A 19,812-nucleotide genomic window follows, 5' to 3' on the forward strand; every position below is an offset into this window, starting at 1 on the left:
CTAGCGTTGCCGTGGCGAATGGAAAAACGCCGACAAAATTGTCGGCGTTTGGTTTTCAGCGTGTTGTGTTAAATTAACGAGTGCACATCTTACTCAATACTTGCGGTATATTTTCCCGTTTCTTCGTTTTTAGTAACTAGCACATTAAACAAGTGGTACTCAGGCTTAGAACTTGTCGCTCTACCTAATCTCACACTTTTTGTACCAAGTGCTCCATTGGTCGTCGAATCAATCTGTACGGTTGCTAACCGGCCATTAGCACCAGAATAGTTCGCGACAGACACTGAATAAAGCCCTGTTTTAAGACTAGCTGGATTACACGAACTAAAATAATGCTCAGGACCGTACGCACTAGTATTGTCTACATCTAAATACCCTGATGAACCTCGTTTTTTGGCGTAATAAACATGATCCCCACTAGGCTCTGTCACATGAAGATCCGCATCTCCTTTGCCGTCCCACGTTAATTGTGCGGTAAAGAAACCTTGAGACGCTTCTGCGGGAGGTGCGGTAAGTGTATTCAATGCATCATTGATCTGCGTTCTCACTCTGTTCGATATATCTAGCTTTTGGTTGATATATATTTCAATAAAACCATGACCGAGAATATCCTTACTACCATTAACACCACTCGGCCTGAACAAGTAGCCTGGAATATTGTCTGTAATGTTCGGTACACTGCCCACAAGTCTTAACCCATTTATCACCAAATCCAGATCAGCCAATGTATGCTCACCATTAAGAGACGGTGATGCCGGAGCTACGTGAACAACTTTAACGGAGTCTTCATTTACCTTTGTTGTTGTATATTCGTAGGCCGCATTCGCAAAAAGGTTACCCTGAGAATGGGCTACAAAAAGTAGCTTAAAGCCTTTAAGGACCCAGTTATCGATCTTGGCCTGATGTTCTGAATAGTTAGCGGTAGTAGGTGGATTTCCCATCAATGATGTAAGGCTTTGAATAGTATCAGCCCGAAATTTATCACCAATAGCTTCATATAGAGCAGCAGTCGAAGAGGCAGCTTCAATAATACTCGACCACCAAGGGCCATCGCCTCTCATAATTTCAAAAAAGAGCTCATAACGCCCTTCCAATATGCGGTCTTGCTCCAAAAGACGTTGTTCGAAGGTTTCAACAAAGTCTTCAAAACCATCGGTGTAGTTGTAAAAAACCTCATACTGGATGGAGTCTCCTGTAACCGACTTTTCTCCATGGATTCTTTTTAGCTCTTCTTTTGCTCTGTTTGCTCCACTTGGCGTAGTGTTAACACCATTAAAAAAAGCGACGACCACATCTGTGTTTCTACAAATATCTCCTTCAGTGGTTACCTGTGCAGACGCTGTAAAAGTCAATACCGATGAGAGGAATAGGCCAATACTTAAAGATGAGATGTATCGAATTATTTTATTCACAGGTATCTCCTTTTGGAATCGACCAGGAAGTACCATTCAAGGCTCTGGAAAAGGCGAGATACGCTAATAGTCTTTCTTTCGTATTCGTTGTTATGGACTCAAGCTCTTGGGATACTTGCGCCGGTTGCTTACTATTATTACTTCCATCAAAGCGACTATAAATACAATGATCAGCTTCTGAAAGTTTTCTATTGGCACTTTTGACCGCGTTGATATCTGTTAGATCAATGATCAAAGTTTGCTGTAGTGCTTTAACATACTGCTCAACTGCCTGTTTCTGGTCTAGTTCGAGGTAGTTAATATCGATATATCTTTCAATATCATCCCTAATGCCATTATCGTCATTATCCACACCAACAAGTGTCGGCTCTCTTTCCAAATTAGGGAGGGTTTCTGGCAACTCCAGTTCTTCTTCTGATCCTGACGCAGCAGGAGGCAACGTATTGCTCGGTTCCTCTTCTGATACTGGCACAACAGGAGGCAACGTATTGATCAGTTCTTCTTCTGATACTGGCGCAACAGGAGGCAACGTATTGATCGGTTCTTCTTCTGATACTGGTGCAGCAGGAGGCAACTTATCGTTCGGCACCTCCTCTATTTTTCTTAAATCATGACATCCCATAAACATGGAAACTAATGGGACAATTAAAAACCTTATTTTCATATAAATCTGCTTTCTTAACTGACTGCTAATTCTGACGCATGTTCCTTACTCATTGGGTACAACAAGCAAGCAATGCCATGCGTAACGAATCATTTTTATTGTTTGAACTTATGTTTATAACTAGCTTTTCGCACATCAAACATACCTCCCACTTCACCTAGCACGGATATTGAGATCTAGGTTTCCATGTGGAGTTATAGTTGGTAAGTGGCGCTGAAATAGCGGCTAAGCTAGTCGCTGACAAGTTGTCAAAGAAAGCCGATATGGTTGTCGGCGTTTGGTTGTTTACCTAGCTAAATTACTACTATTTATAAAACTAGTATTTTCTACGATTAATAGTGAAGGTAACTTTTGCGTCTCCGGTTACAACATTGAAATAATCAAGTTTTCCGGTACAAATCGCACGATCTCGGTAACTTCTGCTCTCATTCTCTGCGATTACTTTTTGAGGCAACATAGTGCCTGTTCGCGGATCGATTAAAGCAACAAAACGGAAATGACAGCGCGGTGCGTCATAGACTGAACTATCACTATACTGATATTCAAAATCAACCAAGCGAACTACATTGGGATAATTGCTAGAGACATTAAAACGGTCACTTGATTTAGCGATAATGGTGTCTTGAGGGTTTGGTGAGTATCGAGATGTTTGATAATCTTTACTGGTTAATTCTACATCATAGATTCTAGATTCATTCTTAACCTCAACGGCAATATTAGCGAATGCAGAAGAACTTAAAAGTAAGGCTGAAGCAACAATTGCTCTTTTGAACATGGATTTGTCCTTTATATTATTGTTTTAATAATGACTTTTTAATTATTAATAAGTCTTGGATAAATACCCATCTTTTACGTCACACAGGGGAAATCTTCGTCAGAATTTATTTCTAACTTAATTATGTGTTTATAGAGAATAGGCAGCTAAGGCATGACGGAAAACTTAGGTTCTCTGATACAAGAACCCGAATATAACCGGCTCACCAAATTTAAATTTGATATTATTTTTCTAGATGATAGTTCGAAGATATTTAGTTAATACGGGAAGTTAACTCCACCTTTCTTATTTTAAAGTTTGGGTTTTAGAGCCTATCAAAAACCCAATTATTTAGGCTGTTTACCACCCTGGTTATGCCTCATGTCCTAGTGGCATTTCAGTCGTATCAACATTCGTAATGTAGACTCTAAAGTAGACAATAGAGCCAAATATCAATAAAAGAGGGGACAAGATTGATGTGAGTATCCCTGTCGCTACTTCTAACACCGGATAAACCTCTCCGATATACCCAATCACGAAATTAAGGATAAAATTAAGCCCCCCCAACAACAGAGATATTTTAATCAACTTCATAGTGATACCTTTGGTATCCCGCCAACTTTTTTCCAACGCAACCAGTGGAGATTTATTATTTAGTACAGCTTCGAACTCTACGAAACTGTATCGCGCAGCTAGATACAATCCCGGGATAATCAGTGCAATCGTTCCAACTAAAACAATTAAAGAATAGATAATATAAACGATCATTAATCTGGACCAAACTCTCCAAGATACGGAGCGTTCAATATCAAACCCATTAGTAGACGAAGCCATAAAATTGATAAAAATAGCGATTAGATAAGTGTAAATAGAAGAATATACACATAGATACACCGCGTAGGCCCAGAGGTTTTCTGATACATAAAATGAATGTTCAAGCCACACGCCTAAACATGACATCGTGATGATGAAACCGCCGAAAATTTTAAATATGCTTTTAAAATTTGAGCAAGTGAAATGTAAGCATTCAGATAGAAGAGTTCTCATAAACTGGTCTTTATTTAATGTATTTTGAACAGGATTCATCACCCAATAAGCATTGGGTAGTTCCGAGGCACTTCGCAAAGCAATCTCACCACCGATTAAATTGACAAATAAATCATTTAATAACAGTACCTTACGAAAACCCTGACATCATACACCACTAATAAATAGAAATATTGTATATATTCACGAAAAAATAAAGAAACAGCATGAATATGTGTGTTACTTGTCATTTTTTATATGACTCTTCTGGCGAACCGAGGTATTCGTTCAGTTTTTCATTTGGCACGATGATTGGTAAATATGTTCAGAAATGTTCATCAGAAAACAAAAACGCCGACGTAATTGTCGGCGCTTAACTCTATGTATTAATAGGTTAGAGGTAGTCAGCTACTTTGCCATAGTACTCAAAAACTCGGCTTCAAACTCTTCATCGGCTTCTCGGGTTAGACATTCCACCAGCCAGTCGATGCTTTGATGATCTAGCTTACTGTTCACTACGAACGCTTGCTTCACACCAAATTGATCCAGCTTGGCAGAACCATAATTCTTGAACGATTTATTGCCGTGGTAATGGAGTGATTTAATCGCATCCGTGTTTGGCTCTGGTAAGGCATCAAGGGTGTTGGCAAGCTGAATCACCAACTCCATTGGGTTCTTAGATGATGAAATGCGATACAGAAAACCGCCCTCTACTCTTTGACGAACCCAATAATCAAAACCGCTGCAATCCATCATCTTGTCGCTGACCAGTGCGGCTTCACTGCGATAACCACACGGCTCTACCACAACAGGTGTGTGTTTGAATTCTGGCTGACCAGAGGCTGCATCGGTATGAGGCAAGATCAAGTCGCATGGTTTGCTGTCTTTGGCGGTCGGTGCATTCCAGTGAATAGGCATGAAGACTTGTTCTCGGCGCATCTCTTTAGTTACTACTAAGCGGGCTTGGCACTCGCCTTGTGCGCTGCGCACTTTCACCACTGGGTTTATAGTCGCGTGGTTGAAGGCATCTAGCCCAAATTCATCTAAACCAAGCTCTGCAACCGTATCTGGGTGCATGGCAACAAACGGCTCTGGGGTGTGTTCACCTAAACCCGCAGCCAAGCCTGTGCGGCTCATGGTGTGCCATTGATCTCGAATTCGCCCTGTGTTCATGATAAGTGGGAATTCAAGGCTGGTATCGGCAATCGGTTTGTCGTGCTCGACCGCAATAAACTGCGCCTTACCAGATTCGGTAAAGAACTCGCCATTGGTGAACATGCGCTGCTCAATGATCTCTGGTTGGTACTCTAGCACTGGCCATTGTTGCGGAGTAAGTTCGCCATAGCCCTTCTCATCCAGTTGCGTGAGTCCAATTAAGCACAAATCACGCGCTTTGCCCGTTTCATTGCCGAGCGCTGTCATCTCGCAATACTCTTTGAAGATCTCACCTTCGTGACGGTAATCAAACTGGTCATTGAATCCCATTTTTTGCGCGACTTCTTTTAAGATCCACCAATCCGGTTTGGCTTCTCCTGGGCTTGGCAATATACGGCGCTGACGTGAAATTCGACGCTCCGAGTTGGTTACTGTGCCGGACTTTTCACTCCATCCTTGTGCGGGCAGCACCACATCAGCCAAGCGTGTGGTTTCCGTATCGGCAATACAGTCCGACACCACCACAAACGGGCACTTCTCTAATGCCGCTTTGATTTTTTCGCTGTCAGGCAGGCTCACGACTGGGTTAGTTGCCATGATCCACACCGCTTTTATTTTGCCGTCGTTCATGGCATCAAATAAGTCTATAGCTTTCAAGCCAGCGTGAGTCGCTAAGCTATCGGCTTGCCAAAACTCGCTCACCGTTTGGTGTGATTGCGGATCACAAAATTCAAAGTGCGCAGCTAAGGTATTGGCTAAACCTCCCACTTCTCGCCCACCCATCGCGTTTGGTTGGCCCGTTACAGAGAATGGCCCCATGCCCGGCTTACCTATTTTCCCAGCGGCTAAATGGCAGTTAATAATGGCATTCACCTTGTCACACCCTTGTGTAGATTGGTTCACGCCTTGGGAGTAAATGGTCAGCACCTTCTCGTTCGATGCAAACAAACTGTAGAATTGTTTTAACTGCTGCTCTGTTAATCCTGTTAGCTCAGGAACGCTTTTGTCGCCCCAGCCAGATTCGGTATAGCGATATTGAGTTGCAGATCGAATCGATTTGGTAAAGCCTTGGGTGTGATTTTCTATGTAGTCGGAATCAAGCTTATCGTTATCATCGAGGTAGCCTAATAAACCATTGAACAGCGCCACATCTGAGCCGGATTCCAATGCCAAGTGAATGTCTGCAATTTCACATGTGTCGGTATAACGCGGATCTATGACAATAACTTTCAATGCAGGGTTGGTTTGTTTCGCGGATCTTAATCTTTGGAAAAGTACCGGGTGACACCAAGCGAGGTTTGAGCCAGTGATAACGACGACTTCTGCTTGTTCTAAATCTTCATAACAGACAGGAACGGTATCGGTGCCGAACGCGCGTTTATGCCCAACCACACTCGATGCCATGCAAAGGCGAGAGTTACTGTCGATATTGCCACTGCCGATGAAGCCTTTCATCAGTTTATTGGCAACGTAATAGTCTTCGGTAAGCAGCTGACCAGATACATAGAAAGCAACCGAATCGGCCCCAAATTCTTCGATCGTTTGATTGAATTTATCTGCGACTAACTGCGTGGCACTGTTCCAATCCAGTGATTGTTTTTGCTCATTCTGAATATGAGCAGGTTGTGTAAGACGACCTAAAGGCGTGACGGTGTCACCGAGCGCAATCCCTTTAGTACACAGCTTTCCGTAATTAGATGGATGATCTTGATCACCACGTACTTCTAGTTTTCCTAGCGATGTCGGTCTCGCTTCTATTCCACATCCTACACCACAATAAGCACAGGTTGATTTTATCCAGCCGCTGTTTGAATCGGTCATCCGTTTCTCGCTCAATTATCCATAATTGTAATAATTCAAACCAAGCAAATAACACGCCACTTCATAGCAATCAACAAGCAAGAAATATTAATCAATAAAAACAAAAGCTTAACAAAAGAAAACCTATCAAAAATGATCAAAATAGAAATTAACCAAGATAGAAACTTAATTTTTGCACCATCTTGCAGAAAGTTGCACCACAAATGCTCATTTGTATAAATCTAACAAAAAATTTACATACCACTTTAGGGGTAATTGCGTGCCACCCAAATTTTTTAAATAATTGAAAAACATGCATTAATTTTTATTTAAATGAACAAGCCGTAATCTGGCATCCTCCTTGCTCAACTAAAAACCAAGAGTTAGAAAAAACATTTTTTGTTTTTCTTGATGATTATGAATTGAGTGGAATCTCAACCCGGTATTCATTTACTAACTACTAGAAATTAGATGCTAGTGATGATAACGCCGAGAATAAGGAATGGATTATGAGCAAGAAGAAAATCGTCGTTGTTGGTAACGGCATGGTTGGACACAAATTTATCGACAACATCCTGCAATCAGACAGTGATGAATTTGATGTGATTACTTTTAGTGAAGAGCCAAGGTTAGCGTACGACCGTGTTCAACTGACGGCTTACTTTAATGGTAAAAGTGCTGATGACCTGTCATTGACCAGTGAAGAGTATTACCAAAGTAACGGCGTGAACTACTTGTTGAACCAGAAGGTTGCCAAGCTAGACACTGCCAATCAACAAGTCATCACTGAAAGTGGCCACGTTGAAAGTTACGACAAGCTAATCTTGGCGACGGGCTCTTTCCCTTTTGTTCCCCCTATTCCCGGTAACGACCAAGAACACTGTCACGTTTATCGTACTATTGAAGACTTAGACGCAATTGAACTATCAAGCAAAGGTAGCAAGTCTGGCGTGGTGATTGGTGGTGGTCTGCTTGGCTTAGAGGCCGCAAACGCAGTCAAAAACCTTGGCTTAGAAACCCATGTGGTTGAATTTGCGCCTCGCCTGATGGCGGTTCAATTAGATGACGGTGGCGGTGCCCTATTACGCAGAAAAATTGAAGACCTTGGTGTGCAAGTTCATACCGAGAAAGCGACCTCTGAAATAGTCGATGGCGAAAATGCTCGCTACCGCATGAACTTCGCCGATGGCACCCATTTAGAAACCGATATGATCGTATTCTCTGCGGGTATTCGCCCTCAAGATGAGTTAGCAAGAAGCTCTGATGTCGAAATTGGCGAGCGCGGCGGTATTGTCATCAACAACCACTGCCAAACCAATATCGAAAACGTCTACGCCATTGGTGAATGTGCCCTTTGGGATAACAAGATCTTCGGCTTAGTGGCGCCCGGTTATTCGATGGCAAAAATCGCGGCTTCGCATATTGTCTCTGACGGTACTGACGACGCTGCATTCACCGGCGCAGACATGAGCACTAAGCTCAAACTGCTTGGCGTCGATGTTGCCAGTATTGGTGAAGTACACGGCAAGACGGAAGGCGCTCAATCGTATACCTATAACGATGAAATCGAACAAGTGTATAAGCGCCTAATCATCTCAGCTGACGGCACAAAGATTGTCGGTGCGGTATTGGTCGGTGATGCAGAAGCTTATGGCTCGCTACTGCAAATCAAGCAAAACGATATGCCCCTTCCTGAAAACCCATCAGTGTTGATTTTGCCTAATGTGGCCGATGATTCAGGCTCTGCAATGGGTGTTGAAGCTCTGCCTGATAGCGCTGTTATTTGTTCATGTTTTGATGTGACTAAAGGCGACATTAAAGACGCAGTATCTGCTGGCTGCACCACGATGGCTGCACTGAAAGAAACCACCAATGCTTCAACAGGTTGTGGCGGCTGTTCTGCTCTTGCGAAACAAGTTCTCGATAGCGAACTGAGTAACTTGGGTGTTGAAGTCTCTAACGATATCTGTGAGCACTTTGCTTACTCTCGCCAAGAGCTGACTGACATCATCCGCGTCAACAAAATCAAGACCTTTGATGAGCTGTTAGATTCTCACGGAAACGGATTAGGCTGTACCGTGTGTAAACCAGCTGTCGGTTCGATTCTGGCTTCGTACTGGAACGATTACATCCTTGAAGATCAACACATCGAACTGCAAGACACCAACGACATCTACCTTGGCAACATGCAAAAAGGCGGTACCTACTCAGTGGTTCCGCGTATTGCTGGCGGTGAAATCACACCGGATAAATTGATCGTACTTGGTGAAGTCGCTAAAGAGTTCGACCTGTACACCAAAATCACCGGTGGTCAGCGTGTCGACTTGTTTGGCGCACAACTTAACGAACTGCCTATCATCTGGAAAAAGCTGATTGATGCAGGTTTCGAAACGGGTCACGCCTACGGAAAATCGGTTCGTACCGTGAAATCGTGTGTGGGTAGCACTTGGTGTCGATACGGTGTCGACGACAGTGTTGGCTTAGCGATTCGACTAGAGAACCGCTACAAAGGTTTGCGCTCGCCACACAAGATCAAGTTTGCGGTTTCTGGCTGTACTCGTGAATGTGCAGAAGCACAATCGAAAGACATTGGTGTTATCGCAACAGACAAAGGTTGGAACCTCTACATCTGTGGTAACGGCGGCATGCGCCCTCGCCATGCAGACCTATTCGCCACTGATTTGGACGAAACCACACTCCTTAAATACATCGACCGCGTTTTGATGTTCTACACACGTACCGCAGATCGCCTACAACGCACATCGGTATGGATGGAGAACCTTGAAGGCGGCATTGAATACCTCAAGCAAGTCGTGATTGAAGACAAGCTCAATGTAGCTGAAGAACTCGAAGCGGACATCGCACTCAACATCGAGAAGTATCAGTGTGAATGGAAAACCACCATTGAAAACCCTGAGAAGATGAAGCGCTTCCAGCACTACATCAACAGTGAAGAAATGGACACTAGCCTCTCTTTCATCAAAGAGCGAGAGCAACGTTTTCCTAAGCCGAGCTTGAGTGATGCTTCGAATTCAAAACGCGATGAAAAGCTCGCTAAAGCAGACCAAATCGAAGTGACTGAGGTTTCATAAATATCATCAGGTTCATCAATAAAAAAATAAAAACTCAATTTTAGACTAGGAGAAAGTCATGGAAAATTGGACAACCGTATGCAGCACCCGCGACCTAACCCCAAACGGGGGAATTTGCGCCAAAGTAGACGATAACCAAGTGGCTATTTTTTACTGCAAGCGCAGCGACACGCTTTATGGGCTCTCTAATTACGACCCTATCGGCAAGGCGAATGTGATGTCACGTGGTATAATTGGTTCATTAAGCGGAGAACCTTATGTGGCCTCACCCTTATACAAGCAGCATTACCACTTAGAAACTGGCGAATGTCTTGAACAGCCTGAGCTCAAGCTCGTGAAATTTGAAGTTCGCAAGCAAGGAGAACAAGTTCAAGTTCTCGCACCTCTTGCTATCGCCAGTTAACTAAACCGCCGACACCATGATGCAAACGCTTATTGGCGTGCGCAATTTCGGCACAGGGTTTATGCACATTAAAAGCGTTCGAAGTTCGGAAGTAACGCAGATGCACAAACCAGGTAATTTTCCAGATTTAAAGGATTTAAAGGATTTAAACCATGGATAACACTAAATTTTCGCTGCTTTCATTTACGGGTAAGATGAAGGTCTTACACCTAAGCTGGATGGCCTTTTTCATTACCTTTGTTGTGTGGTTCAACTTTGCCCCACTACTGCAAATGGTAAAAACCACACTTGGTCTTTCTACTGAAGAGATCAAAACCCTCCTGATCCTCAACGTTGCATTGACCATTCCGGCGCGTGTCGCCATAGGCATGCTAACCGATAGATATGGCCCAAGGTTGGTCTACTCCTCGCTACTCGCGGTCTGTTCGATCCCTTGTTTTATGTTTGCTTTGGCAGACTCTTTCATTCAAGCGGCAATCGCTCGTTTCCTACTGGGCTTCATTGGTGCAGGTTTCGTTGTCGGTATTCGTCTTGTGTCTGAATGGTTTCCACACAACGAACTGGGTACAGCAGAAGGTATTTACGGCGGCTGGGGTAACTTCGGTTCAGCAGCAGCAGCGTTCACACTTCCAACTCTCGCTCTAGCGTTTGGTGGTGAAGACGGTTGGCGTTATGCGGTTGGTATTACTGGCGTAATGAGCTTAGCGTTCTCGTTTATCTTCTACAAAAACGTGTCAGATACACCAAAAGGTTCTACTTACTTCAAGCCTGCTCAAGTAACAGCAATGGAAGTGACATCAAAGGGTGACTTTTTCTTCCTACTTATTATGAAGATCCCTATGTATGCCGCTTTAGCGCTACTGACTTGGAAACTATCACCAAGCAACATCAACATGTTGTCTGACATGGCGGTTTACTCTGTGTATGCAGGTTTAGCAGCACTTTACGTGTACGAAGTGTCGCAAGTTTGGAAAGTAAACAAGAACGTATTCAAAGAAGAAGTACCAGAGATTCACCAGTACAAATTCAAACAAGTTGCGGTACTGAACGTATTGTACTTCGCGACATTTGGTTCTGAACTGGCTGTGGTTTCTATGCTGCCACTGTTCTTCTCTGAAACCTTTGAATTAACACCGGTTCTTGCAGGTATGGTTGCATCGGCTTATGCCTTTATGAACCTAATGTCTCGCCCAGGTGGCGGTTGGATTTCAGATAAATTTGGTCGTAAACCAACACTGCTTATTCTAACGATTGGTCTTGCTGTGGGTTACTTCGCAATGGGTCAAGTAGATAGCACATGGCCTGTATGGCTAGCGGTTGTCGCGGCGATGGCGTGTTCTTTCTTCGTGCAAGCGGGTGAAGGTGCGGTATTTGCGACGGTTCCTCTAATTAAACGACGTATGACAGGTCAAATTGCAGGTATGACAGGTGCTTACGGTAACGTGGGTGCGGTAGTTTACCTAACTGTGTTGTCATTCGTGAGCTACCAAACCTTCTTCTTAGTGATTGCTGCAACAGCGGTACTTGGCTTTGTGACTCTACTGTTCATGGAAGAGCCTAACGGTCAAATCGCTGAAGTAAACGACGACGGTAGTGTGACCTTGATTAACGTATCGAACTAGCCTCAGTACTATGAAGCATTGATATTATTGAATCGGGAGTGGTACCAAGGTGTGTTTCACCACTTTGGTACTGCGTTCAAAGGCTCTAGGTTCACTAGGGCTTTTGTTCTTCCTAGGATGTTCTCTCAAGGACGCAAGAAGAACAGTTAAGAAGAAGAACAGTTATGACAATTTCATTCAGCCAAGGGCAAGTCGTCACGCCGGAATCAAACAACCAACTCACACTCAAGTTTGGTGGTTATTCGAATAAAGGCATACGTGATGAAAACCAAGACGCCATCATCGTAAAACACCCCAAAACTCGCGTAGAGCAAGAGTTGAAAGGTAGTGTTGCCTGCATAGCAGACGGCGCAAGTTGCAGTGAACATGGCCAGAAAGCCAGTCACACCAGCGTGATGCAGTTTATCGACGACTATTACGCCACTCCCAAAAGCTGGAGCATCCAACGTTCGGCGCAAAAGGTCTTAACGTCCCTCAATTCTTGGCTGTTCAACACGTCTGTTTCAAATATTCATCCCGCACAACAAGTGAACCACAATGCCCTCGTTTCGACGTTCAGCAGCGTGATATTAAAATCGAACACCGCACATATCTTCCATGTCGGTGACAGTCGAGTTTACCTATTAAGAGATGGAGAACTACGCCAACTGACCCGTGACCACACCCGTAAAAATATGGGACAGAAGCATTATCTAACACGCGCCTTAGGCATGGATAACCAACTCAACGTTGACTATCAAACGCTTCCTATTAAAAAAAACGACTGTTTTATCCTGACATCTGATGGCGTACACGAGTTTGTGTCTCCAAATACCTTTAAAGAACACATCGATAAGCCCGGAGTGGATTTCGAATACGCCGCTCAAACCATATGTAACACAGCGTTAAGCCACAACAGTTCGGACAACGTAAGCTGCTTGATTGTTCAAGTAAGTCATCTACCTAAACCTTCGCTCATTGAATTCCATGAGAAGCTGGCTAAACGTGCCATCCCACCCGCTTTAAAGCTTGGGCAAAGTATCGACAACTTTATGGTGCTTGAGGTGTTGTATGCTGGATCTAGAAGTCACGTATACCGAGTCATGCAAAAAGAAACGCAAACCGAGTTCGTGCTCAAAGTGCCTTCAGTTCAATATCATGACGACCCAGCACAGCTGAGAGCTTTCTTTAACGAGCAATGGGCAGGTATCTTGTTGAATAACAAGAAAGTAATGAAGGTTTACCCAACGCCTGAACACTCTCAATTCCTATATCAAATTTGTGAATGGGTTGAAGGAGTGACGCTAAGGCAATGGATGTACGACAACCCTAAGCCTTCGCTCGAACAGGTTCGCGAGATCCTAGAAAAAATCACACAAGGTATTCGTGTATTACAACGTGCCGACATGGTTCACAGAGACTTAAAGCCCGAGAACATCATGATCCAACGCGATGGCAACATCAAAATCATCGACCTTGGTGCGGTGTTAGTCAGGGGAATTGAGGAGGGAGAACAAGCAGACAAAGATCCCACGCCACTCGGCGCAGTGAATTACATCGCTCCAGAAAGTATTAAATACAACACGGCCACGACAAGCTCAGACTTGTTCTCTATCGCTGTGATTGGTTATGAGATGCTAACAGGCGAGTTGCCCTACTCTGAGATGAGCGCTCAATCTCTAAAACAAACTCGCCACCATCAATGGGAATACCAGCCGCTGACACAAAAGCGAACAGATTTACCAGCTTGGATTGATTTGGTGTTACAAAAGGCGTGTGCTGAATCACCTAACGAGCGATACCCGATTTTGGGTGATTTTGTCGCCGATCTCTACACCCCCAATCAAAACCTAATGAAACACAAAGCCAAGCAGCCATTGATAAACCGAAATCCAATCCAGTTTTGGAAGGTGTTGGCCCTGTTACTCGGCGTGGTCGCTATTGTAGAGTTAGGCTTATTACTTAGTCCTAGTTAAAAGCTTAGTCCTAGTTAAAAACTTAGTCCTAGTTAACCGCTTTAGTTCTAGTTAGCTGCTTAGTCCTAGCTAACCGCTGAGCTCAAGCTAACCTCGCTTCACTAAGCTTCTCGGCACCAGTTCGATGCCCGACTGGTAACGTTTTGCTGAAGCGTTCAATGCCAAAGCAAACGCGCTGTCTGCAATAACTTCAAATTGCTGCGGCAGTGAATGAACTTTGAAAGGCAAGAAATCCAATAAACGGTTATCACCAAATGTCGCCAGCTTCACCTGATTCACTAACTCTGGCTTTTCGACCATCACATCAAGCACACCTTCCAGTAAGGTGTAAGACATAGTGACGATCGCATCAGGGACTGTACCTCTAGCAATCCACTCTTCAAACACTTCTCGTCCAGATTCACGGTCAAAGTGCTCACCGTAACCAACAACCGTTGGCTTGTTATCTTTTAGCCCTGTTTGCAACGTATGCGCTTTGTTCGCGGCTTCAAAACCCAACTGACGTTCACGTGAAATGTTCAGGTCTGGCAATGCGCCTATCAAGCCGACACTGTGAATACTGTCATCAAGGATTGAATGCGTCAGTTCAAACGCGGCTTCAAAGTCCTCACTGATCACGCAAGCAAAATGTTCATCGTCTAACGGACGGTCAATCGCGATTACGGGTGTGCCAGAGTTTTGCAGCTTCAAGTAAAACTCGTTAGCGTCTGGCATAGAGCTCGCCACCAGCAAAGCATCAATACGACGGCTCACCAACGCTTCCGCTACTTTGCGTTCAGTTTCGGCGTCATCATCAGAACAACCAATCAGGATTTGATAGCCCACTTTACGTGAGTTCTGCTCTATCAATTTTGCTAAACGCGCGTAACTGCTGTTTTCCAGGTCAGGAATAATCAAACCAAATGAACGGCTATTCCCAGCACGCAGCGACGAAGCAGCATGGTCTGGACGGTAGTTATACTGGTCGACAACCGCCATTACTTTCTGCTGAGTCTTCTCACTGATTCTGTATTTCTGCGCCTTGCCATTAATCACATAGCTGGCCGTGGTTTTCGACACACCGGCTAGTTTGGCAATCTCATCTAGTGTCATATGGGTGACCTGTATTTTGTGCGTAGGATCATATAACCAATCTTCTGATCCTTGGATTAGTTGAATTATATGCTGAATCGATTCAGTATAAAAGCTGAAAGGATTCAGCAAAATCTGAAAAGTGACTTCAATCATCCTTTTGTATGGATTAAGCGTCATTTGTCGTGATTCAACTTCTCGTTATTAACGAAACTGAAATTACGACACGCAGCAAAACTATTTTGAAAACCAAAATCGGCTTTGCTGAATTTTTTTACACTGAATGCTGAACCGATTCAGCAAGCATAAAGCAAAGAGCAAGCAAAGAATTAAGCTCCATGAATCTTGCTCTAGACTGAATCGTAGCGATACACAAATTCTCAAGCGATACGCTAAAGAGGCACCATGCTTAAATTATCAAAATCTGACATCACTCTTGGCCAAACGGCCGATGACAAATTCAAAGCTATCCAGAACATTGCTGGCGACCTAACCGCGAAGGGCTTAGTGGACTCTGGCTACGTTGAAGGAATGCTGAACCGTGAAAACCAGAACTCTACGTTCCTAGGCAACGGCATCGCGATTCCTCACGGCACCACTGACACGCGTAGCCTAGTAAAAGAGACAGGCGTTGCAGTACACCACTTCCCTGAAGGTATTGATTGGGCAGACGGCAACCGTGTTTACGTAGCAATTGGTATTGCAGCGAAATCTGACGAGCACTTAGGCATCCTTAAGCAACTAACTAAGGTTCTAGCGGCTGACGGTGTTGAAGAGAAATTAAAACAAGCGAAATCAGAAGACGAAATCATCGCCCTACTTAATGGCGAAGTTCAGCTAGAAGCCGACCTAGACGCTTCTTTAGTTCAGCTCCTATTCCCTGCAAGCGACATGATTCAAATGTCTGCAGTTGCGGGCGGCCTGCTTAAGAACACAGGTTGCACAGACAACGCATTCGTTGCTGACCTAGTAACGAAAACACCGACTCACCTAGGCCAAGGCTTATGGTTGTTGGGGAGCGACAAGGGCGTAACTCGCACTGGCGTAGCGTTTGTTTCTACAGCGAACGATTGCGAATTCGAAGGCACACCAGTGAAAGCCTTAGTGGCATTCGCGGCTTGTAACAGCGCGCACCAATCAATTCTGGCAAACCTAAGTAAGATGGTTTTCGAAGGTAAACAGCAACAACTGTTAACGGCTGACATTGCACAAGTAATTGGCCTTCTAAAAGGTGAAGCGGTTTCTACAGCGTCTCAAGACGATGACAACTGCGCAGTATTCAAAATCAAAAACGCACACGGCCTACACGCTCGCCCGGGCGCAATGCTGGTTGCTGAAGCGAAGAAATTCGAATCAACTATCCGTGTTTCAAACCAAGATGGCGACGGAAAAGAAGTGAACGCGAAGAGCTTGATGAAAGTGATCGCTCTTGGCGTTAAACACGGCCACCAGCTTCAGTTTATTGCTGAAGGTGATGACGCAGCACAAGCACTTGAATCGATTGGCAAAGCTATCGCTTCAGGCCTTGGCGAAGGTTAAGGAATCGATATGTCTGATAAACAAATCAAAGCCGTTACCGTTACGCTAAACCCTGCCCTAGACCTGACAGGTGCTATCGACGCACTGAATGTTGGCTCGGTTAGCCTAGTAAACAAAGGCTCTCTGCATGCAGCAGGCAAAGGCGTAAACGTAGCAAAAGTACTTTCAGAGCTTGGCGCTAAAGTGACCATAACGGGTTTCCTTGGTCGCAATAACGAAGAAGCGTTCTGCCAATTGTTCGAACAGATGGGCGCAACTGACCGCTTTATCCGTGTCGACGGTGCAACTCGCATCAACGTAAAACTGGTAGAAAATTCAGGCCAAGTAAGCGACATCAACTTCCCAGGTGTTCCTGTTGATGCTGACGCGATTAAAGCGTTCGAAGAAACCCTATTAGAACTTGCTGAAACGCACGATTACTTCGTAATTGCAGGCAGCTTGCCACAAGGTATCTCTCCTGAGCTTTGCGCTTCTTGGGTTCAACGCTTACACGATTTAGGTAAGAAGGTGCTATTTGATAGCAGCCGTGACGCACTTAAAGCCGGTATCAATGCACAACCTTGGCTGATTAAGCCAAACGACGAAGAGCTGTCTCAGCTGTTCAACGCAGAACTAACCACACGTGACCAATGCCAACACGCAGGCCAAGCCCTAAGTGAAAAAGGCATCGATAACATCGTGGTATCACTTGGCGCTAAAGGCGTGATGTGGCTTAACCAAGGTGAATGGTTACATGCTCAACCGCCGCGTATGCAAGTGGTAAGCACGGTAGGCGCAGGTGACACATTGGTTGCTGGCCTATGTTGGGGTCACATGCAACAGATGCCAAAACCAGAACTTATTAAATTCGCAACCGCCCTATCTGCTCTAGCAGTTTCACAGGTAGGCGTGGGCATCACCAGCCAACAAGAGCTGGATTCAGTACTACAAAATATCCAATTACAGGCGCTTAGTGCTCCAACTAGCCAGTTAGACACAAGCAAATAGGACAAAAGGTTTATTATGAATATTACCATTATCACAGCTTGCCCAAGTGGCGTAGCAAACAGCATCATCGCCGCAGGCTTGTTAGAGCAAGCGACAAAAGCACTGGGTTGGAACGCTGCTATTGAATGTCAATCAAGCGTGTTACCTGACTCAACCGTATCGCAAGACGCTATCGACAGCAGCGACGTTGTGGTTATCGCAGCTAACACCAACGTTGATAAAGCGCGCTTTGTCGGCAAGAAAGTGTACCAAGCGGCTATCTCTGAATGCACAGCAGATGCAAAAGCATTTCTTGAGAAAGCGGCAGCAGAAGCAACAGTATTAGACGCTTCTCAAGTTGAGACTACAGTGGAAGTGACTGGTACTTCTCCAAACTCTTCTACAACAGCAAGCACAGGCAGCAAAAAGATCGTAGCGATTACCGCTTGCCCAACTGGTGTTGCACACACCTTTATGGCAGCTGAAGCGCTTGAAGCAGAAGGCAAACGCCTAGGTCACCAAATCAAAGTGGAAACTCGCGGCTCTGTAGGTGCTAAGAACCAACTGACAGACCAAGAAATCGCAGACGCTGATCTTGTTATCATCGCAGCCGACATCGACGTTCCACTGGATCGTTTTAACGGCAAAGCGCTATACAAAACGACAACGGGTCCTGCACTTAAGAAGACGAAGCAAGAAGTTGAAAAAGCCTTTGCTGAAGCTAAGCCATACCAGCACACAGCTTCTTCAAATTCAGCGCCTGCTGACGAGAAGAAAGGCGTGTACAAGCACCTAATGACAGGTGTTTCACACATGCTTCCTGTGGTGGTTGCGGGTGGTTTGATCATTGCACTATCTTTCGTATTCGGTATCGAAGCGTTTAAAGAAGAAGGCACACTAGCAGCAGCACTGATGACTATCGGTGGTGGTTCTGCATTCGCTCTAATGATTCCTGTTCTTGCTGGTTTCATTGCATTCTCAATTGCTGACCGTCCGGGTCTGGCTCCAGGTCTAATCGGCGGTATGTTGGCTAGCTCAACGGGCGCAGGTTTCCTAGGTGGTATCGCAGCAGGTTTCATTGCCGGTTACGCAGCGAAATTCATTGCCGACAAGGTTCAACTTCCACAATCCATGGAAGCCCTCAAGCCGATTCTGATCATTCCGTTTATTGCGAGTTTGTTCACTGGCCTTGTGATGGTTTACATCGTGGGTGGCCCTGTATCTGGCGTGATGAGCGCAATGACGACTTTCCTAAACAACATGGGAACGTCTAATGCGATTCTTCTGGGTGTGATTCTAGGCGCTATGATGTGTTTCGACCTTGGTGGCCCTGTAAACAAAGCAGCTTACACATTCGGTGTTGGTCTACTGGCTTCGCAAACTTACGCACCAATGGCAGCAATCATGGCAGCAGGTATGGTTCCAGCTCTAGGTATGGGCCTTGCGACTTTCCTAGTGAAAGACAAGTTTGAAGCAGGCGAGCGTGAAGCAGGTAAAGCATCATTCGTTCTTGGTCTATGTTTCATCTCTGAAGGTGCAATCCCATTCGCAGCGAAAGATCCAATGCGTGTTATCCCAGCTTGTATGGCAGGTGGCGCACTAACTGGTGCTCTATCAATGATGTTTGGTGCTCAGCTAATGGCTCCACACGGCGGCTTATTCGTACTACTGATTCCTGGTGCTATCTCTCCAGTTCTTATGTACCTAGTGGCGATTGCAGCAGGTACGGCAGTAACAGGCTTCGGTTACGCAGCTCTTAAAAAGATGAGCAGCGATAAAGTGACAGCAGAGGCTTAATCCCCCTACTCTGTTTAACGGCTAAACCCGTCGAACAGAGGCTCTTGATAACCGGTTTCTTGGTAAACGGTTCCTTGAAATAAAACAAAGGCTCCTCATTTGAGGAGCCTTTTTATTATTCGTGCATTTTCCGGTCGGAATGAGTTAAGTACAATATTGGTATATTTGATTAGCTACTTAGCGTTTCTTCAAAGACACCCAGCTCACGACCAAGCCAAATCGCGCGTACTGTGTGATCCAAAGTTTCTTCACCGCCAGTTACCGGGTGAATAAGCACCGACATATCACCGCGTTCTTGCTCAAGCCACTCGACAATACCCGACTCTTTGTTAGCAAAGTGAATTTCAAACATCGGCATCTTATGCGGGCCAACCAAACGCTGGATTAATGGGAAAGTTTCTAACACATCTTTACGTTCTGAGAGGATTTTCTGACGCAGTGTTTCTGCCTGCTCTGCAAATCGCAAAGGGAAATAGATATGACCGTGGTACATGGCACCATCCTTTAGAATTATGATGCGACCAGTTTAACCTGCTTTCTCTAGCAAGGACAGCCA

General features: G+C 44.8%; 14 protein-coding genes. 7 read left to right on the top strand and 7 right to left on the bottom strand.

The window, feature by feature from the left end; translation table 11 throughout:
- Positions 1-89 precede the first annotated feature (89 nt).
- The 5 genes from CWO08_RS05340 to CWO08_RS05360 form a co-directional block, all read right to left on the bottom strand.
- Complete coding sequence (locus CWO08_RS05340) at positions 90-1,412, bottom strand: hypothetical protein (RefSeq protein ID WP_258185273.1); 1,323 nt, start codon at positions 1,410-1,412, stop codon at positions 90-92.
- A complete protein-coding gene (locus CWO08_RS05345; RefSeq protein WP_108020045.1) occupies positions 1,405-2,076 on the bottom strand; it encodes a hypothetical protein in 672 nt (223 codons plus the stop codon). The genes CWO08_RS05340 and CWO08_RS05345 overlap by 8 nt, the downstream gene beginning before the upstream one ends.
- Before the next feature lie 316 nt (positions 2,077-2,392).
- On the bottom strand, positions 2,393-2,851 hold the full coding sequence (locus tag CWO08_RS05350; protein ID WP_017107819.1) for a hypothetical protein: 459 nt from the start codon (positions 2,849-2,851) through the stop codon (positions 2,393-2,395).
- 351 nt (positions 2,852-3,202) lie between these two features.
- Positions 3,203-3,877: a hypothetical protein gene (locus CWO08_RS05355; RefSeq protein ID WP_108020119.1), complete on the bottom strand. Its 675-nt coding sequence runs from the start codon at positions 3,875-3,877 to the stop codon at positions 3,203-3,205.
- A gap of 387 nt (positions 3,878-4,264) precedes the next feature.
- Entirely contained in the window at positions 4,265-6,847 is a 2,583-nt protein-coding gene (locus CWO08_RS05360) for a molybdopterin oxidoreductase family protein (RefSeq protein ID WP_108020046.1), read from the bottom strand.
- A 473-nt stretch (positions 6,848-7,320) separates the two neighbouring features.
- Here CWO08_RS05360 and nirB point away from each other — a divergent pair, with 473 nt between their 5' ends.
- The 4 genes from nirB to CWO08_RS05380 all read left to right on the top strand — a co-directional run bounded on the left by nirB (position 7,321) and on the right by CWO08_RS05380 (position 13,883).
- Positions 7,321-9,903, top strand: a complete 2,583-nt coding sequence (nirB, locus tag CWO08_RS05365) for a nitrite reductase large subunit NirB (protein WP_108020047.1) — start codon at positions 7,321-7,323, stop codon at positions 9,901-9,903.
- Between the two features lie 58 nt (positions 9,904-9,961).
- The gene (gene nirD / locus CWO08_RS05370) at positions 9,962-10,306 is read left to right on the top strand and encodes a nitrite reductase small subunit NirD (protein WP_055319440.1); all 345 of its coding nucleotides are present in this window, start codon (positions 9,962-9,964) and stop codon (positions 10,304-10,306) included.
- A gap of 152 nt (positions 10,307-10,458) precedes the next feature.
- Complete coding sequence (locus CWO08_RS05375) at positions 10,459-11,928, top strand: NarK family nitrate/nitrite MFS transporter (protein ID WP_050621641.1); 1,470 nt, start codon at positions 10,459-10,461, stop codon at positions 11,926-11,928.
- 164 nt (positions 11,929-12,092) lie between these two features.
- On the top strand, positions 12,093-13,883 hold the full coding sequence (locus CWO08_RS05380) for a bifunctional protein-serine/threonine kinase/phosphatase (RefSeq protein WP_108020048.1): 1,791 nt from the start codon (positions 12,093-12,095) through the stop codon (positions 13,881-13,883).
- An 87-nt stretch (positions 13,884-13,970) separates the two neighbouring features.
- Here CWO08_RS05380 and cra read toward each other — a convergent pair whose 3' ends face one another.
- Positions 13,971-14,975: a catabolite repressor/activator gene (gene cra / locus CWO08_RS05385; RefSeq protein ID WP_108020049.1), complete on the bottom strand. Its 1,005-nt coding sequence runs from the start codon at positions 14,973-14,975 to the stop codon at positions 13,971-13,973.
- Between the two features lie 384 nt (positions 14,976-15,359).
- Between cra and fruB the strand changes: the two genes are divergently transcribed.
- The 3 genes from fruB to fruA are packed head-to-tail and all read left to right on the top strand — an operon-like array spanning position 15,360 to position 19,256.
- The gene (fruB, locus tag CWO08_RS05390) at positions 15,360-16,493 is read left to right on the top strand and encodes a fused PTS fructose transporter subunit IIA/HPr protein (protein ID WP_108020050.1); all 1,134 of its coding nucleotides are present in this window, start codon (positions 15,360-15,362) and stop codon (positions 16,491-16,493) included.
- A 9-nt stretch (positions 16,494-16,502) separates the two neighbouring features.
- Complete coding sequence (pfkB, locus tag CWO08_RS05395; RefSeq protein WP_108020051.1) at positions 16,503-17,480, top strand: 1-phosphofructokinase; 978 nt, start codon at positions 16,503-16,505, stop codon at positions 17,478-17,480.
- A gap of 15 nt (positions 17,481-17,495) precedes the next feature.
- Positions 17,496-19,256, top strand: a complete 1,761-nt coding sequence (gene fruA, locus CWO08_RS05400) for a PTS fructose transporter subunit IIBC (RefSeq protein ID WP_108020052.1) — start codon at positions 17,496-17,498, stop codon at positions 19,254-19,256.
- Positions 19,257-19,425: 169 nt separating this feature from the next.
- Here fruA and CWO08_RS05405 read toward each other — a convergent pair whose 3' ends face one another.
- Positions 19,426-19,749, bottom strand: a complete 324-nt coding sequence (locus CWO08_RS05405) for a DOPA 4,5-dioxygenase family protein (protein WP_052880068.1) — start codon at positions 19,747-19,749, stop codon at positions 19,426-19,428.
- Positions 19,750-19,812 lie beyond the last annotated feature (63 nt).

This window comes from Vibrio sp. 10N.286.48.B8 (assembly GCF_003050085.1).
In the GTDB taxonomy this organism is placed as follows: Bacteria; Pseudomonadota; Gammaproteobacteria; order Enterobacterales; family Vibrionaceae; genus Vibrio; species Vibrio crassostreae.

Coding starts and splice junctions, on each gene's coding strand:
- CWO08_RS05345 (WP_108020045.1), bottom strand. CDS start 2,076: ATGAAAATAAGGTTTTTAATTGTCCCATTAGTTTCCATGTTTATGGGA.
- CWO08_RS05350 (WP_017107819.1), bottom strand. CDS start 2,851: ATGTTCAAAAGAGCAATTGTTGCTTCAGCCTTACTTTTAAGTTCTTCT.
- CWO08_RS05355 (WP_108020119.1), bottom strand. CDS start 3,877: ATGAGAACTCTTCTATCTGAATGCTTACATTTCACTTGCTCAAATTTT.
- nirB (WP_108020047.1), top strand. CDS start 7,321: ATGAGCAAGAAGAAAATCGTCGTTGTTGGTAACGGCATGGTTGGACAC.
- nirD (WP_055319440.1), top strand. CDS start 9,962: ATGGAAAATTGGACAACCGTATGCAGCACCCGCGACCTAACCCCAAAC.
- CWO08_RS05375 (WP_050621641.1), top strand. CDS start 10,459: ATGGATAACACTAAATTTTCGCTGCTTTCATTTACGGGTAAGATGAAG.
- CWO08_RS05380 (WP_108020048.1), top strand. CDS start 12,093: ATGACAATTTCATTCAGCCAAGGGCAAGTCGTCACGCCGGAATCAAAC.
- cra (WP_108020049.1), bottom strand. CDS start 14,975: ATGACACTAGATGAGATTGCCAAACTAGCCGGTGTGTCGAAAACCACG.
- fruB (WP_108020050.1), top strand. CDS start 15,360: ATGCTTAAATTATCAAAATCTGACATCACTCTTGGCCAAACGGCCGAT.
- pfkB (WP_108020051.1), top strand. CDS start 16,503: ATGTCTGATAAACAAATCAAAGCCGTTACCGTTACGCTAAACCCTGCC.
- fruA (WP_108020052.1), top strand. CDS start 17,496: ATGAATATTACCATTATCACAGCTTGCCCAAGTGGCGTAGCAAACAGC.
- CWO08_RS05405 (WP_052880068.1), bottom strand. CDS start 19,749: ATGTACCACGGTCATATCTATTTCCCTTTGCGATTTGCAGAGCAGGCA.